Source organism: Blastopirellula marina DSM 3645 (assembly GCF_000153105.1).
Classification (GTDB): Bacteria; Planctomycetota; Planctomycetia; order Pirellulales; family Pirellulaceae; genus Blastopirellula; species Blastopirellula marina.
In genome coordinates this window covers 75598-90545 of the sequence record NZ_CH672377.1, presented here as the reverse complement: position 1 = coordinate 90545, position 14948 = coordinate 75598, and the positions used below count along the sequence as shown (strand labels likewise).

Sequence of the window (14948 nt, the reverse complement as noted above, 5' to 3'; positions counted from 1 at the left end):
CTACCGACTTCGTCGGCCCCGATAGTGGAGCTATCCGGGCCAACCGGGATCCGTTCGGCCAAATAGCGCAACCTCAAAACTTGCGCAGCGGGCTACGAAGATAAAAAAAGAGGGACGCGATAGGCGTCCCTCTTTCCTGGTTTGACAAACCGGCTGACTACAGCGGCTTGATGCGAATGTTCTTCCAGCGAACTTCGTATGGGCCTTGGTCTTTGCCGATGCCGTGGACTTGCAGACCGATGAACCCGGTCGGGTGCGTCTTGTAGATTTCTTCGTCGGTCAGGTCTTCAATCGGCTCGCCGTTGATGAAGGTCTGAATCCGCGGGCCTTTGGCGACCACGCGATAGCTGTTCCACTCGCCATTCTTGAAATGGTCGTGCGGCTTCAGGCGATCTGCGGGAGTCAACCAACCGCGGCCGGTCGCTTCGCCGTAGACATAGCCGGCTTCGCCGACGCTCTTTTCGATCTCAACCTGCGGGCCGTTGACGCGACCAAATTTTTGGTCACCTTTGGCTTCGGCGGTTTGCGAACGGATCTGCACGCCGCTGTTCAAACCGTCGTCGCACTTTACTTCAAATTCCAACTCGAAGTCGCCATAGTCTTTGTCGGTGCACAGAAACGAGTTCGGGCTGCCGACTTCGGTCTTGCCGCGGATCACGCCGCCGTCTTCGACCACGTAAGTCGCCGTGCCGTTCTTTTGCGTCCAGCCGGAAAGGTCTTTGCCGTTAAAAGGCTTGATCCAGCCATCTGCGGCCGAAGCGACGCCGGTAAGGCTGAGCATCAGCGCGGTCAGCAGCGCCGGGAAGATGATTTTACGCATTCAGTATTCTCCTGATTCACGGGGCGGGGGTCATGGATGGGGGAGGGCGGAAGGTCGCATTATGACCCGAAGCCAGCCGGCTCGCAACTTGCCGTTAGAACAAGCTTTTCTGACGTCCGTGCTTGTCAGGGCGGCGAAACTGGGTCGTATCGAGCTGCAAACTAGCGCTATCCAGCCCATGACGCTTCTTGAAAACGCGAAACGTTTGATCAATCTGCTGCGCAATCGGGCCTTCGCCCCGCATCCGCTTGCCGAACTGGTTGTTGGTCAGTTCTCCGCTGCGAACCGCGCGCAGTCGCGACTCGACGCGGTCTTTCGCTTCGGGGAGATGCTGGGCGAGCCAATGCAGAAAGATCTCTTTCACCGCATGCGGCAGACGCAAAATTGTGTAACCGGCGCCGACAGCGCCGGCGGCAGCGACCGCTTCCAAAATCTTGGGGATTTCGCTGTCGTTCAGACCGGGGATGATCGGCGCCGTCATCACATGCACCGGCACGCCGGCGGCCGCAAGCTCGCGGATCGCGCGCAGGCGGGCCGCGGGGCTGCTCGTGCGCGGCTCCATCTTGCGTGTCAGCGTTTGATCGAGCGAAGTGACGCTGATGTTGACCTGCGCCAGATTGCGCGCAGCCATGTCGGCCAGGAGATCGATGTCGCGCGTGACGAGCGCATTTTTGGTGATCACGGCGATCGGTTGATTCGCCGCATTGGCGACTTCCAGACAAGCCCGCGTCACGGCGAACTGCCGCTCGATCGGTTGATAACAATCGGTGACGCCAGACATGACGATCAGCTCGCAGCGCCAACTGGGCCGCGCGAGAAACTTGCGAAACAGCAGCGCCGCGTCACGCTTGACCATGATCTTGGTCTCAAAGTCGAGACCGGCGCTAAACCCCAGGAACTCGTGATAGGGGCGCGCGTAACAATACGAGCAACCATGCACGCAGCCACGATATGGATTCAAGCTGTAGCGGAATGAGAGATCAGGGCTCTTGTTTTCGCTGACGACCGACTGCGATTGATCGTCAAACAACTCGGTCACCAACTTGCGCGGCGCTTCGTCATTGTCGGTCGTTTCTAGATGCTCCCAGTCATCGACGACCGCCAACCGTTCAAAACGATTGGTGGGGTTGAAGTCGCTCCCTCGTCCGATCACATCCATGGCGGCTTTCTCGTTGGCGGAATATTTACCAGGATAGTGAACAAGCGTATATGAAACAAGCCGGAATTGCCGAAGATTTCGTCCCGTATCGCACCATCTTTTCCTGGCAGGTTCGCAGGCGGTAGTTTTGGACTAAGTTGAAGGTGCGTCTTCTGTCGCCCAGAACTCGAGGTTTCGCCCGTGCATCGTTTGCCGCTGCTCCTACTGATCACCTGTTGTTGCTTCGTTCCATTCGCTTCCAGCGCGCTTGCGAAGCCGAGAGACAAGACGTTGGTCGCGTCGTCGGTTTATCGCTTTGGCGGTAAGGGATCGAACGCCACCGGCTGGGTGGTGAAACGGGCCGATCCCCAGGATGCGACGAAAGCGGAATATTGGCTCGTCACGGCGACGCATGTTCTGACCGCGATGCACGGCGAGAAAGCGACGTTGACGCTGCGAAAGTTTGACAAAGAAAAAGATCTGTGGATGCGGGCGCCGTTGGAGTTAAAAATTCGCGACGGCGAGAAAAAGCTCTGGACCGAAGCGGATGATCTTGATGTCGCCGTGATGCGATTGCCCAGCGATATCGATCCGGCGATCGATGCGATTCCGTTCGACTGGCTAGCGCCAGCGAGCGACTGGGAGAAGCTGCCGATCGAAGCGGGTCAGTTGGTGCGCTGCGTCGGCTTTCCGCACGCGTCGCAGTTCAACCCCAGCAAAGCGGGTTACCCGATGGTGCGACTGGGCTGCATCGCGTCGGTGACGCGCGAGAAGGAGCCGATGTTCTTGGTCGACTTCAACACGTTTGAAGGGGACAGCGGCGGCCTGGTCTATCTGGAAACCGCCGACGGCGCGATCAAAGTGATCGGGCTCACGCGAGCACAGCACTTTTTGGATGAACGTTACAAATTAGTCTACGGCGAAGGGATGGTCCGACAGCGGCTGGGATTATCGATTGTCGTACCGACCGAAGAAATCCGCAAACTGATCGACACGCCGACCGTCAACGAAGCGCCGACCCAACAAGACGCCAAAGTCGAAGAAACGATCAAAGCCGCCGCTCTCGAAAAGTGAGCCGCGTGGTTCCCCGGTTTGGCCCCGATAGCTCCGCTATCGGGGCCGACGAAGTCGGTTAGAGGCATCACTCCGCAACACGCCAAAAATCGGCCGTTTGCCATGCCGTTTGAAGTGGCCTGCTCACCATGCGCGATGAGCCTGGATTTGATGCCTCTTACGGCTGCGCCGCGCCGATAGCGGAGCTATCGCGGCCAACCCTGGTTTTTGACGCCACTTCAAAAACGCGAGCCCACGCAACGTCTAATACGCGAACTTAACTCCGGCCATTCCGGTGACGCCGACATCGGCGACAAAGATGCCGCCGGCGAGCGCTTGACCGGCGAGTTGCTCGGCCGATAGTCCTTGTCGTGCGCAAGTGATGTAGAGCCGATCCAGATTCGGTCCGCCAAAGCAGCAGGACGTGACGTTCTGGCACGGCAGGTCGACCTTCGCCAGCATTTCGCCGGTGTTGGGGTTCCAGCGACTGACGCCCCAGCCGCTCCAGAGCGCGACCCACAACATCCCTTCGCTGTCGATCGTCATCCCGTCCGGTTTGCCCAGGTCGTGCGGAATGTCGAACGCTTTACGGCGATTGCCGATCGCGCCCGACGCGACGTCATAGTCAAACGCGTCGATTTGGCGCGTCGCCGTATCGATGTAGTAAAACGTCTTCTCGTCCAACGACCAGGCGAGCCCGTTCGAGTTGGTCACTTTTTCGACAACGCGACGGATCTGCAGCGTTTCGTCTAGCAGATAGAGACTCGCCTCGGCGATTCGCTGGTCCGAGATCGTCCCGCCAAACAGGCGCCCCTGCGGATCGCATTTGCCGTCGTTGAAACGCGTGGTCGATAGATCGCTTTCGGGATCGACCAGCGGAATGATCGCGCCGCTTTCGACATTCAAGCGGACGATGCCGTTGCGCGTGCCTGCGATGACGTCGCCAGAGGTGGTGGGAATCGCGAAACCGACTTGGCGCCCCAGCGACCACGATTCATTTTTTCCGGTGACCGGATCCCAGCGGTTGACCAGATATCGCTCGATATCAACCCACCACAATTTGCCTAGATCGGCGTCCCAGACGGGGCCTTCGGCCAAAATGGCTTTGCCGTCAAACGCACAATTCGCTTTTATCGTTTGCATTGGGTCTTCTCCTTCCGGCGGCTCGCCCCTTGGGGAGTCGTCGATATTCGCTTATTCTGGCTGTTTCTTCCTGGGACGCGACTCAACGCGGCGCATCGTCGGACGACGATGGATGGTCGCTTCGACTCGGCGAGCCGTGCCGAAGCAAGGTTGAGACGTCACTCGAACTCACACGCACCCGAGATTCTAGGGGTGACGCGGCACTCGTGCTAGACGTTGCTTCCCGCGACCGGGTGAACTGTTTCCTACTACTGAGATTCAAAGCAAAACGCATGTCTGCTTACCAGCGTGAAGTTCAAATCGCTCTCGAAGCGGTTACGTCGGCCGCCGTCCTTTGTCAGAACGTGCGTCAAGGGGACGATTTTGTCGCGCTGGCCAAATCCGATAAAAGCCCCGTCACCGTCGCCGACTTTGGAAGTCAGGCGATCGTCTGTCGCGCGATTCGCGCCGCGTTTCCCCGCGATTTGATTATTGCCGAAGAAAACGCCGACGCGCTTCGCACCGAAGATCAAGCGCCGCTGCTGGCCCGCGTCGTGGCCGAAGTCAAAAAAGTCGTGCCCTCGGCGGACGAAGCCCAAGCGTTGGCCTGGATTGACGCCGGCATCTCGCGAGACGCCGCGCCGCGCGTCTGGACGCTCGATCCGATCGACGGCACGAAAGGCTTTTTGCGCGGCGGGCAATACGCCGTGGCCCTAGCGCTGATTATTGATGGTCAGATCGAAGTCGCCGCGTTGGCTTGCCCGGCGCTGGACGACGAGGGAAGCATCTTTTGGGCGGTTCGCGGCGTCGGCGCTTTTCAGCGCACCGCCGCCGGCGACAAACCGATCGAAGTGACGTCGACCTCCAATTCGGCCAAAGCGGCCTTGTGCGAGTCGGTCGAGTCAGGCCATAGCGACCACGATCAATCGGCCAAAATCGCCGCCGCGCTGCAGATCGCGCGCCCCAGCGTCCGGATGGATAGCCAGGCCAAATACGCCGCCGTCGCTCGCGGCGACGCCGATATCTACTTGCGACTGCCGACCATCGCCGGTTACCAAGAAAAGATCTGGGATCATGCCGCCGGCGCGCTAGTGATCGCCGAAGCCGGCGGCAAAGTCACCGACATCGATGGCCAGCCGCTCGATTTCTCCCTTGGTTCGATGCTCAAGAACAACCGCGGCGTGGTTGCGACCAACGGGCGACTGCACGACGCGGTGATCGCGGCGATCGCGAAGGCGTAGATTGGTAATGACGAATGTCTAATGAATGAAGATGCCGCTTCGTCATTTGGTCTTCGTCGTTAATAGACATTCGTCATACAGTTGCACCCCTATCGAGCATCATGGTCCGCCGAATCATGATGCTCCTCTAACTCGCGCGTCACCTTCGCGCCTTGGACGCCGGCGTAGAAGACGATGATCTCGGCGTCGACCTCGCCGTCGTTTGCTCCCCAATGCGGCTTGTTGACCAGTTCGATCAGCGAGTCGCCGGCTTTCAGACGCTTGGACAAGCCGTTCTCGGTATGGACGACCAACTCGCCGCGCAGTAGGACGCCTGCGTTGATGACGGTGTGCAAGTGCAGCGGGGTCTTTTCGCCGGCTGGAATGATGATCCGCAGGATCGTGATTTCTGGTTGACCGGCCGGGTAAGCCGGCAGCGGCTTGCCATCCCACGCGTCGATCGACTTGGCGAGCACGGTCACTTTGAGCACGCCGTCTTCATGAGCCCACACAATGCCCAGGCCGCCGACGATCACCAGTCCGAGAGAAAACAAGACGTATCGCGTGATCCGATTCATGGGGAACCTTTCCAGGGGCGGATGCCAGCGCCGGAGGCACGGCCGTTGGGGAGTGTTGGTGGGGCATGCAGCGACCGCACAGTAGGCAAGTCTAGCATCTCCCTAGAGGCGCGGACGCGCTGAAAACAAACGATTTTCCCACCGCCGCGACGCGCAGCGCTAGGCGCCAAAGCGGTCTCAACGGCGTCGTTTGCGGGCCTTTACGCGCCGTTTGCGCGGCGGTTTGCCCGAGTGGACTGGACATGGCGGCGATTTATTTTCGACTGGACTCGACAGTGATGTTTTTTCGAGTGGACTCGACGGTGATGTTTTTTCGAGTGGACTCTCGCGTAACATTTTTTCAAGCGCCCGCTGGCGATCGTGGCGCGATCCGATTTCCGCTGCTGCGCCGCGCGAGCAACTCGGCTGGTCGGTCTGCTGGAGTGGACTCGGCGGCGCTGTTTTTTCAGCGTAGCTCAATAATTCGGCGGTCGTGAAGGTGGGGAAGGATTCGTTGACCGGGTCGAACGCGGGCGCATCGGGATCGTTCAATTCCGCGAGCTCAACCAGGCGATAGCGGGGCTCGGCATGTCGCATGTGGGGATCGCGATTCGAAGGAGCGAGTCGGATTTCGCCGGCATTGATCAGATACTGCCAAGTTAAGCCGAACTTCGTTCCGCTCATCCCGCTCTGCTCGCGGATCTTCAGCTTGGTCGCCTGAGCCGGGTCGATTTGCGACATTACGCCCCGCATTTTCCACCGCAAATGCTCGATCTGCGACTTGGCGGCCAACTGGGCCGTTTCTTCGGCGATCGACGGCACGTCGCGCAGCAGCACCTTCCACTTATCGCAGGCTTGACCTTCATCAACGTCGACGCCCCACAGACTGCTTTGCCCCGCGCTGCCGCCGAGCGTCAGCCATAACTGATGTCGCCCGCTCCCTGGCTCAAACGCTTGTCGACGATTGACCAAGAGCCATTGCCGAGCGATGGCATTGTCTGCGGCGCTTGCCAGATCGGCGGCGCCCAGCGCCCGCGGCGGCAACTCTTTTCGCGTTGGGCAACAAACGATCGGCGTCGCGCCAAGCTCCAGACAACAGCGAACCAATTCGCGCAGCTGCGCCGCCTGAGCGCGCCGCGATGTGGTCGCCAGATCGGCGACGTCAATCAGCACTACCTCCAACTGATGACGCCCAATCCAATCTTTCAGCCGCTGCAAACTAGCGGGATCCGACAGGTTGGCCACGCTGAGCGACCAGACCAGCGTCTCAAGAGCCGCCAGGTCAACGTCGGCCGCCGCGCTCCACCGCTGGGCAAGATCGGTCAACGCGCCCCGAGCGGCGTCGCCCCCGACAAACCCAACGCGAAACGCCCGATCGGCCGCGAACTGCCCCAGAAACTTCCCCCCGCTCGCCAACGCGCCCCCCAAGTCAACGGCGAGCGAGCTTTTCAGACTTTTGCTGGGCCCCACAATCACCGCCGGCTCATGCTGCTGCAGCATCCCCGGCAACAACCAGGCCTGCGGCGGTTGCTCGGCCAGCAACTGGGCACAGGTCAGTTCAGTGAAAGGGTTGGCGAGCGGTTGCTCCATAGATTGAGAAGCGTCGGCAACTTGCATGAGAGTTTTCCCCTTTGGTTCGCTGCGCGCAGCGCGATACCACCACCGCACGCGGCGTCCCAACGTCAGCGCTCGGCCCGCTCCACCCGCCGAAATCGCCCCCACAAAAAGAACCCGACGCCTCCTACGCGCGTCGGCAAACCAAGATAGTCGCACCCGTGAGTACTGTACAAAAATATACTCATGTAGGGTGGGTGAAGCAAGCGAATTTTGCCCAACAATTTCGAACGACGTCGCCGCTTGCGCAACCCACCGATATCGCCGGATTGGTCAGCAGATTCGATGCGTAGCGCAAATCGAGCGACGTTGGATCTCTCATTCGCCGCGAAAGAGAAAGGAGGCGACCACCGTCACCCCGAGTTGGGCGGCGGCGAAGATCAGCATCGCGGGGCCGGTTCCATGGGGCGCCAACAGACCGAAGATGAGACTTCCGCAACCAAGTCCCGCGAAGATGGAGAACGCGTTCACGCCCATCGCGACGCCGCGCTGATGATCGCTGAGCGACATTGATAGAAGATCGTATTCATGACTTCACGCATGCCGACCGAGCGAGGGCGGCCTCCTTTTTTGCTTCGTCGCGAACGCGGGATCAAACCTTCAATCAACTCCCACTGCTGGTCGGTCAAATCACTCGGATATCGTTTTCGGCCTTCTTCGGACATCGCGTGCTCCACTAGTTGTTGAAGCAGCTAAGTCTTACGAAAACCGAGGTTTCAAGAAATAGCAGTTTCCGGATAGGCTCTAACTGCTGCTGCCGCCATCGACATAGGTGAGACTGGTTAGGCGATCGATTTGTTTATTCATCTTCATCGATGCCCGTCTCTAAGATGAATTCGTCAATTCTTTTGTCAAGTGTTTTGAGGTGTTCTCTCATGTGCCACATTCGGCCTTGAAGCTGGACCAAGTCGGACCGAAATCCGTTTTTGACAGATCTGCCTGACACTAGGGACGAGAGGACTGGGTGAACCTTCTCGATATCTTCCCACAATTCGATGATATCACCGACCATTTTCAAGTGTTTCTCCGAGTGAGGGTCCAGCAAATTCTCGTTACTCTCGAACATACATTTTTTGGCTTCTTCGTATCTAGGCAAAGTCATTTACCACCTCCCTTTTTTCGCTCCAGTCCCTTAGAACCAGATGTCGCTCAAGCGCCCTGACTCCAGTTCGTTGGCGTAACTCAAATAGTAATTCCGATTCGGAGCGTTATATTCTCGCGCCGCTAGACCACGGAGCGCCGCTATCTTGACCTGTCGGGCAAGCTTGCGGTCGGCCTCGTCCAGCCACTTCACATGGTCAGAAAGTTCCAAGGCCCACTGATAGTCTTGCTGCTGTAGTGCGGCCTCCATCTGCTCGGTAAGCTTCTGGGGTCCCCCGGCCAGCGCGGCCATTTTCTCGGCTTGCTGCTTGGGGGCCAGCGGATTTAGCGTCGTGGGGTTGCCGTCGTACCACCCCAGCAGCCCAGCGTAGATAGCTCGCACCGCGTGGGGTGCGCTGCCATAGAACTGAATCAGGTACGTCTTGTCTTTCAAGTGCTCTGGCAACTTCACTTCATGCGCGATCTGATCTGGGCTCTTGCCGGCGTTGATTCCACGGATCGTCTGGTCGTAAACACTTCGAATCGCTTCGCTATAGTCCTTAAGCGCGGTCGTGGACGCTTCCTCGCCTCGGATCGGCATCGTATGTCCCGGCACAAGCACATGCGGCCGAAACTTCGCCATTTCCGCGACGCTGTTCGACCAGGCGAGCACATCCCGATAAGGCGTCCCTCGGATCGCGTACAAATTTGGGAACGAATGATAAAAATTGTCGCCTGAGAACAGCACCTTTTCGTTGGGCAGCCAGATGAACATCGCATCGTTCGTCTCGCCAGGAGCGAGGTGGAACTCGATGTCGACGTCTGCAATAGTGGTCTTGAGGCCACTGCTCGGAACTGTAACGGTCGGAGGCAAATATCCTTCACCACCATCGTGGTCAGTGGTGGATGCTGGAGCGACGCCGCGATTGGTGCTCTCCGCTGGCGATAGTTTTCGTCCAAACTGTCGTGCTCCTCGTTGCATCGCGATCGGATCGACGGCTGGATCCAAGCCTGTGGCCGCCCCAAATCCGTTGGCGGCGTAGATGTCTGGTTTCTCACTACCGACAAACGCACTCGCCCCGCCGGTATGATCGCCATGGCTGTGCGTGTAGACGATCGCTTTGACTGGCTTGTCGCTATATTTACGAAATGCTTCCGCCGCTTTCGCGGCGCTGGTCGGCCCGCGGAGGGTGTCAATGATGATGACTCCATCCGTTCCCACAATGAAGGACGTGTTGGCCCCATGGTATCCCACGGCCGTATAGATGTTATCGGCGACCTGCACGATCGCTTGTTCGAATTGATGCTGCTGAGAGTTCAGCATCCGGATCGCCGTCTTCGGATCGACTTGCGTTTGCCCGCTGACAACGCCGGTCAACCAGGTAAGTGCAAAAAGGAATGCAAATGCTTTCGTCGGCGTATTCATGATCGAATGTCTTTTAAAAGTGTGCTTTTGACCAATGGTAAGACGAACCGGCGCGTTTTGTGGTCGAGCGGCTCTACCTTCTCATCTTAAGAAGAGCACCCCAGCAGACCATGGTGGAAGCCGGCATTCGAATGGTCAAAAGTGGACAGATTGCTCGATTAGCGGCCAATGGCCGCGGCGAGACTTACTTCTGCCACTGACGACGAAACACGTCTGGCGTGCTGCCTGCTAACCGCTGAAAGAATTTGACGAAGTTGGTCGCTTCGGTAAATCCCAGACGCTTGCCAATCTCCCAGGCGCTATCTTGGGTGAACGCCAACAAGCGTCGCGCTTCGATCGCAACGCGACGGTCGATCATCGTTTTGGGCGTCTCGCCGCTCGCCTTCTTGCAGATGCGGCACAGGTTCCGATACGAACAGTCCAGCTGCGCGGCGTACCACTGGGCGTCACGCCGCGTCGGATAGAACTCTTCAACGAGCGTAAGAAACGAGAGAAACAACGGCTGAGGCGGGCTTTGGTAAAGCGGACTATTTGAAACGGCCGTGCGATAGGCAAGCGACGCGAGCCCGATTGCAATGTGCCTGGCCGCTTCTGGCTGAGCCCACACGCCTTGTGTGCGATGTTGCTTGGTTAGAAAGCTTACCGTGGCCGTCACAAACTCAAGCGAGGCCTTGTCGAGCTTTGTTGCCGGTGGCCAAAGATACTCTGCAGGGGGTTGGATTCCTGAGTCAGGACCATAGAAATCCGGGGTCAAAAACTCAGGCCGAAAGATGAGCAGCGTCCCTTCCGTATCGATGTCGCTGGCAAACGCATGCACTTGGTTGGGACTGATATGGATCAGCGTACCTCGTCGACAGTCGTGCATCTCGAAATCGACCATATGAGCCCCGGCGCCACTTTCGCAGAGGATCAACATATGAAAGTCGAGCCGTTGCTGCTCGGTCAAGCCAGGCCGCAAATCTCTCTCACGCAACTGCTTCAAGGTCACAAGCTGAAAACCGCTCTTAACGTCACGGCTCCAAAACACGCTGCGAATTCGAGCCAAGACGCACTTCCTCTACGACAGTCATGTGAGCGATTCAGCTGATCAAGTGACCAATCTTGAAGATCTGTTCTAGTATGTGCGAAGCGTGAATGCCAGTGTGCTCGCCCGCAGCGCTTCGGCACGAGCATAAGACTCACCAAGCGTTCGTCGAGCCCTACGTCGATCACAGCCGTTCTCAAACCAACCAAACATTGGGTAAAAGGGGGCGACGGGCGTCATCGGTGGAGAAATGCCAGCAGACCTTGCTGGCGAGCGCGTTTCGCTCCGCATCCCAAGCGACGCATTCGCGTTGCAGTTCGGCCGCAGTCGCAATTCTTTGATAGAGGGATTGATGACGGATCGCCTCTCCTTCGATTGGTTCTTGGATAGCTCGAACCTTTTTAGAATCGTGGGACCGCATTCTCTCGGCACGCGTCTGGTGTTTTGTTCAAAACTCCGGCAGGTCGACTTCGATTTGATCGTCGATGATTTGGACGACGAAGGTGCGCAGGTCGTGGCGCGGCAGGTTTTGGTCGAGGTAGCGGCCGTCGCAAATGCGGAAGCGCCAGTGGTGGATCGGGCAGATGACGGCGCCGTCGCAGACTTGGCCGCGGGTCAGTAGAGCGCCGGCATGCGAGCAACGCGCGTCGATCGCGTAGACTTGGCCGTCGACTTCAAAGATGCCGACCCAGAGTTCGCCGACGACTCGAAACAGGACTCCTTCAGTGAGAAGTTCGTCAAGTCGAGCGAGTGGCCGGAACATGGGATTCGCTAGGTGGTGCTAGCCGCCGCTTGCGAAAGTTGGGCGTGGGCTTCACGCAGGAGGAGGGCCGTTTCGTCCCATTCTATGCATGCGTCGGTGATCGAAACGCCGTAAGTGAGGGACGAAGGCTCGGCGCCCAATTTTTGGTTGCCGGAACTGATGTTGCTTTCAAGCATCATGCCGATGATCGAGCGATTGCCTTCAGTCCGTTGATTGACCACGTCACGCCATACATTTTTTTGTTGGGCATGATCTTTGTTAGAGTTGGCGTGGCTGCAATCAACCAGCAGGTTGGAGTGCAGATTCGATTTTTCCAACTGGGCGATCGCGTCACGAATATCTTCGCGGGCGTAGTTGGGGCCCGAGCGTCCGCCGCGGAGGATCAAGTGACCCCAGGGGTTGCCGTTGGAGTGGACGACGCAAGTTGCGCCTTCGGCGTCGATCCCCAAAAAACTGTGCGGGCTGCCGGCCGAGGTCATCGCGTCGAGCGCGATTTGCAGCGAACCATCGGTTCCGTTTTTGTAGCCGACCGGCATCGAAAGGCCGCTCGCCATTTGGCGATGGGTCGGCGATTCGGTCGTGCGGGCGCCGATCGAGGCCAGCGAGATCAGGTCGGCGATGTACTGCGGCGTGATCGGCTCGAGCGCTTCGGTCGCCGCCGGCAGACCGAGTTCGGCGATGTCGACCAGCAGTTGGCGCGCGATGCGAAATCCAGAGCCGATGTCGAACGTGTCGTTCAGGTGAGGATCGTTGATCAGACCCTTCCAACCGACGGTGGTGCGCGGTTTCTCAAAGTAGACCCGCATGACGATAAACAGGCGATCGTTGACTTCGTCGGCCACTTCTTTCAGGCGACGCGCGTAGTCGAGGGCCATCGCCGGGTCATGGATCGAACAAGGTCCGACCACCGCCAACATGCGATCATCTTCGCCAGAGAGAATGCGCTTGATGTGCTCGCGCGATTCAAAGACGAAGTCCTGCGAATCTTCGGCGACGGCGATGTCTTGCTTGATTTCTCGCGGCGAAACGAGCTTTTCAATGCTACGGACGTTGACGTTGTCAGTCTGGTGCATGGCGAGTGGACTATTTTTCACGGCGCGCTAGGTTCGTCACGGTGGGAATCGAAGTGGCAAACGCCTATTTTCGCACGGATCGCGTCAAACCTCTAGCCCGGCGACCATTTTCGACCAAAAAAGAGGGGCGCCAGACCGGGCCGGGAAGCGGGCGCCGCGCCGATTTTTGCGATTCTATGGATCTTGTCCCCGCGGGATCTCAAAATCGCGCGTCGCTCGATAGCCGCTCACCCGCCGGGCCGCGACGTTGACTTCATCAATTTCGAGATTCGCCGGGTCAAACGGCAGCCCGCTACGTCGCACGAACGCGGTCACGGGAAGCGAAAGTTCTTTCCCCTGGGGAAGGGAATGTTTGTAGTAGTGGTAGAATGCGCCGTTTAAAGTGACGTTCAGATTGGACCAATCGCTGTCATCTTGATTGACGATGACGACCTGGGGAGGATCGACGTTGCGAATGATTTTCACGTCGACCGCCAGGGGTGCGCTCGAAGTTGCCGGCAGCGTCACGTATAACAGGCCGACAACCAAAATGGGGAGCGACGCCAACGAGGCGAGCGTAATGATCAAGCCGCGGCGGCTAAGACGCGGTGAATCAGGTCTCGATTGAGCAACTTCGTTTGTCATTATTTCACTTTTCGCCGTAGTCCGCGTATGTCACCGATCATTGCTCCCCCGCTTTCCTCCGCTTCCGCCGGCGATCGGATGTCGATCAACGCGGCGTGGCTGATTAAGTTGCGGTGGGTCGCCGTGTTTGGGCAGTTGATCACCATTCTGGTGGTCGGCTCGTTGCTTCACATTCCGATCCGCTGGGTCGTTTTGTTCGCCGCGGTCGCCGTCACGGCGGGCAGCAACATCTTGCTCACCCTCTTTTATCGGCGGCTGCGCAAAGCGATGGATAGCGGACGCGGGTGGGAAAATGTTTTGCTGGGGGTCATGCTGCTCGATTTGTTTTCGCTGACGGCGCTGCTGTACTTTACCGGCGGCATGACCAACCCGTTCTGCATTTTCTATATGGTGAATCTTACGCTGGCGGCGATCGTTCTCCCAGGTCGCAGCGTCTGGTGGCTCGCGGCGATTACCGCCGTTTCGATTGCGTTCTTATTCTACGACCATGTCGACGTCCCGCTGCTGACGCGGCCAGAGCGAATGCAAACGCTGCGCGAGTTGGGTCAAATCCCGCTGGCGCAAACCGGCATGTACGTGGCGTTTTTGACTTGTATTTTCGTGATTGTGTACTTCACGACACGTTTGACCGACGAAGTCCGCCGCCGCGACTCGGAACTGCGTCGCGCCGAGTTGCAGCGGGCGCGGAGCGAGAAACTAGAATCGCTGGGGACCTTAGCGGCCGGCGCAGCCCACGAGCTTTCGACGCCGCTAGCGACCATCGCCGTGGTCGCGAAAGAGGTGCAGCGCGAATTGGCCGGCACGCCGGTCTCCGAAGATTTGAAAGCCGATATCGCGCTGATCCGGACCGAACTCGATCGTTGTCGCCATATTCTCGACCAAATGTCGGCCGACGCGGGTCAGGCGACCGGCGAACCGCTGGTCGAAGTGACGTCGACGCAGTTGGCCGAGGAGATTCGGAGTTTGCTGGATGCGCGGCTCGTCGATCGACTCCGAATCACCGATCGCTCGGACGACGCCGTGGTTCGTGCTCCGCGCCATCTGTTGGCGCAATCGCTGCGGGGGCTGATCAAAAATGCGTTTGACGCGTCGCCTGAGGGGAGTTCGGTCGTCGTTCTGCTCGAACGGACGGCGAAACACTTGGTGATGACGATTCAAGACGAAGGGCCCGGGATGCCGCCGGAGATCTTGTCTCGAATCGGCGAACCATTTTTTACGACCAAAGAACCTGGATCGGGGACCGGGCTCGGCATTTTTCTGGCGAAAAACGTGATTGAGCGGATCGACGGGGCCCTGCGGATCGAATCGAACTCGAACGAAGGGACGACCGTCGTCGTGCAACTTCTTCGCAAACGAGAGCCTTGGGAAGCGACGCCGGCCCCTTGAAGCGGGGCGAATTGACCGGAGATTGAATAGCATATTCGGCGTGATCGT

At 58.5% G+C, this 14948-nt stretch carries 14 protein-coding genes and 1 pseudogene; 3 read left to right on the top strand and 12 right to left on the bottom strand.

The features are described 5' to 3' along the window. Nucleotides 1-157 precede the first annotated feature (157 nt). On the bottom strand, nucleotides 158-820 hold the full coding sequence (locus DSM3645_RS19470; RefSeq protein ID WP_002654014.1) for a 3-keto-disaccharide hydrolase: 663 nt from the start codon (nucleotides 818-820) through the stop codon (nucleotides 158-160). A gap of 94 nt (nucleotides 821-914) precedes the next feature. Next, complete coding sequence (locus DSM3645_RS19465; RefSeq protein ID WP_002654013.1) at nucleotides 915-1979, bottom strand: PA0069 family radical SAM protein; 1065 nt, start codon at nucleotides 1977-1979, stop codon at nucleotides 915-917. Between the two features lie 180 nt (nucleotides 1980-2159). On the opposite strand from DSM3645_RS19465, the gene DSM3645_RS28665 reads away from it, so the two are divergent. Beyond that, entirely contained in the window at nucleotides 2160-3032 is an 873-nt protein-coding gene (locus DSM3645_RS28665; protein WP_002654012.1) for a S1 family peptidase, read from the top strand. A gap of 243 nt (nucleotides 3033-3275) precedes the next feature. On the opposite strand, the gene DSM3645_RS19455 is transcribed toward DSM3645_RS28665, so the two are convergent. Continuing rightward, nucleotides 3276-4154: an SMP-30/gluconolactonase/LRE family protein gene (locus DSM3645_RS19455; RefSeq protein ID WP_002654011.1), complete on the bottom strand. Its 879-nt coding sequence runs from the start codon at nucleotides 4152-4154 to the stop codon at nucleotides 3276-3278. Between the two features lie 272 nt (nucleotides 4155-4426). On the opposite strand from DSM3645_RS19455, the gene DSM3645_RS19450 reads away from it, so the two are divergent. Further along, nucleotides 4427-5374, top strand: a complete 948-nt coding sequence (locus DSM3645_RS19450; protein WP_002654010.1) for a 3'(2'),5'-bisphosphate nucleotidase — start codon at nucleotides 4427-4429, stop codon at nucleotides 5372-5374. A gap of 89 nt (nucleotides 5375-5463) precedes the next feature. On the opposite strand, the gene DSM3645_RS19445 is transcribed toward DSM3645_RS19450, so the two are convergent. The 9 genes and pseudogenes from DSM3645_RS19445 to DSM3645_RS19400 form a co-directional block, all read right to left on the bottom strand. Further along, entirely contained in the window at nucleotides 5464-5931 is a 468-nt protein-coding gene (locus tag DSM3645_RS19445) for a cupin domain-containing protein (RefSeq protein ID WP_002654009.1), read from the bottom strand. A 177-nt stretch (nucleotides 5932-6108) separates the two neighbouring features. Next, complete coding sequence (locus tag DSM3645_RS19440; protein WP_002654008.1) at nucleotides 6109-7527, bottom strand: AAA family ATPase; 1419 nt, start codon at nucleotides 7525-7527, stop codon at nucleotides 6109-6111. Nucleotides 7528-7842: 315 nt separating this feature from the next. Continuing rightward, a complete protein-coding gene (locus tag DSM3645_RS30520; protein ID WP_040351640.1) occupies nucleotides 7843-8034 on the bottom strand; it encodes a hypothetical protein in 192 nt (63 codons plus the stop codon). Nucleotides 8035-8036: 2 nt separating this feature from the next. Continuing rightward, a pseudogene (locus tag DSM3645_RS19435) lies at nucleotides 8037-8189 on the bottom strand (transposase); the annotation flags it as partial. A 467-nt stretch (nucleotides 8190-8656) separates the two neighbouring features. Then, nucleotides 8657-10030 carry an alkyl/aryl-sulfatase gene (locus tag DSM3645_RS19425; protein WP_002654004.1) on the bottom strand — a complete coding sequence of 458 codons (1374 nt, stop codon included), beginning with the start codon at nucleotides 10028-10030 and terminating at the stop codon, nucleotides 8657-8659. 184 nt (nucleotides 10031-10214) lie between these two features. Further along, on the bottom strand, nucleotides 10215-11075 hold the full coding sequence (locus DSM3645_RS19420) for an AraC family transcriptional regulator (protein ID WP_040352817.1): 861 nt from the start codon (nucleotides 11073-11075) through the stop codon (nucleotides 10215-10217). 427 nt (nucleotides 11076-11502) lie between these two features. Continuing rightward, nucleotides 11503-11817, bottom strand: coding sequence for a Rieske (2Fe-2S) protein (locus DSM3645_RS19410; protein WP_002654001.1), 315 nt, complete (start codon nucleotides 11815-11817; stop codon nucleotides 11503-11505). Between the two features lie 8 nt (nucleotides 11818-11825). Continuing rightward, on the bottom strand, nucleotides 11826-12890 hold the full coding sequence (locus DSM3645_RS19405; protein ID WP_002654000.1) for a 3-deoxy-7-phosphoheptulonate synthase: 1065 nt from the start codon (nucleotides 12888-12890) through the stop codon (nucleotides 11826-11828). A gap of 174 nt (nucleotides 12891-13064) precedes the next feature. After that, complete coding sequence (locus DSM3645_RS19400; RefSeq protein ID WP_131282733.1) at nucleotides 13065-13514, bottom strand: hypothetical protein; 450 nt, start codon at nucleotides 13512-13514, stop codon at nucleotides 13065-13067. A 27-nt stretch (nucleotides 13515-13541) separates the two neighbouring features. Here DSM3645_RS19400 and DSM3645_RS19395 point away from each other — a divergent pair, with 27 nt between their 5' ends. Continuing rightward, entirely contained in the window at nucleotides 13542-14900 is a 1359-nt protein-coding gene (locus tag DSM3645_RS19395; RefSeq protein ID WP_002653998.1) for an ATP-binding protein, read from the top strand. The last annotated feature ends 48 nt before the right edge of the window (nucleotides 14901-14948 follow it).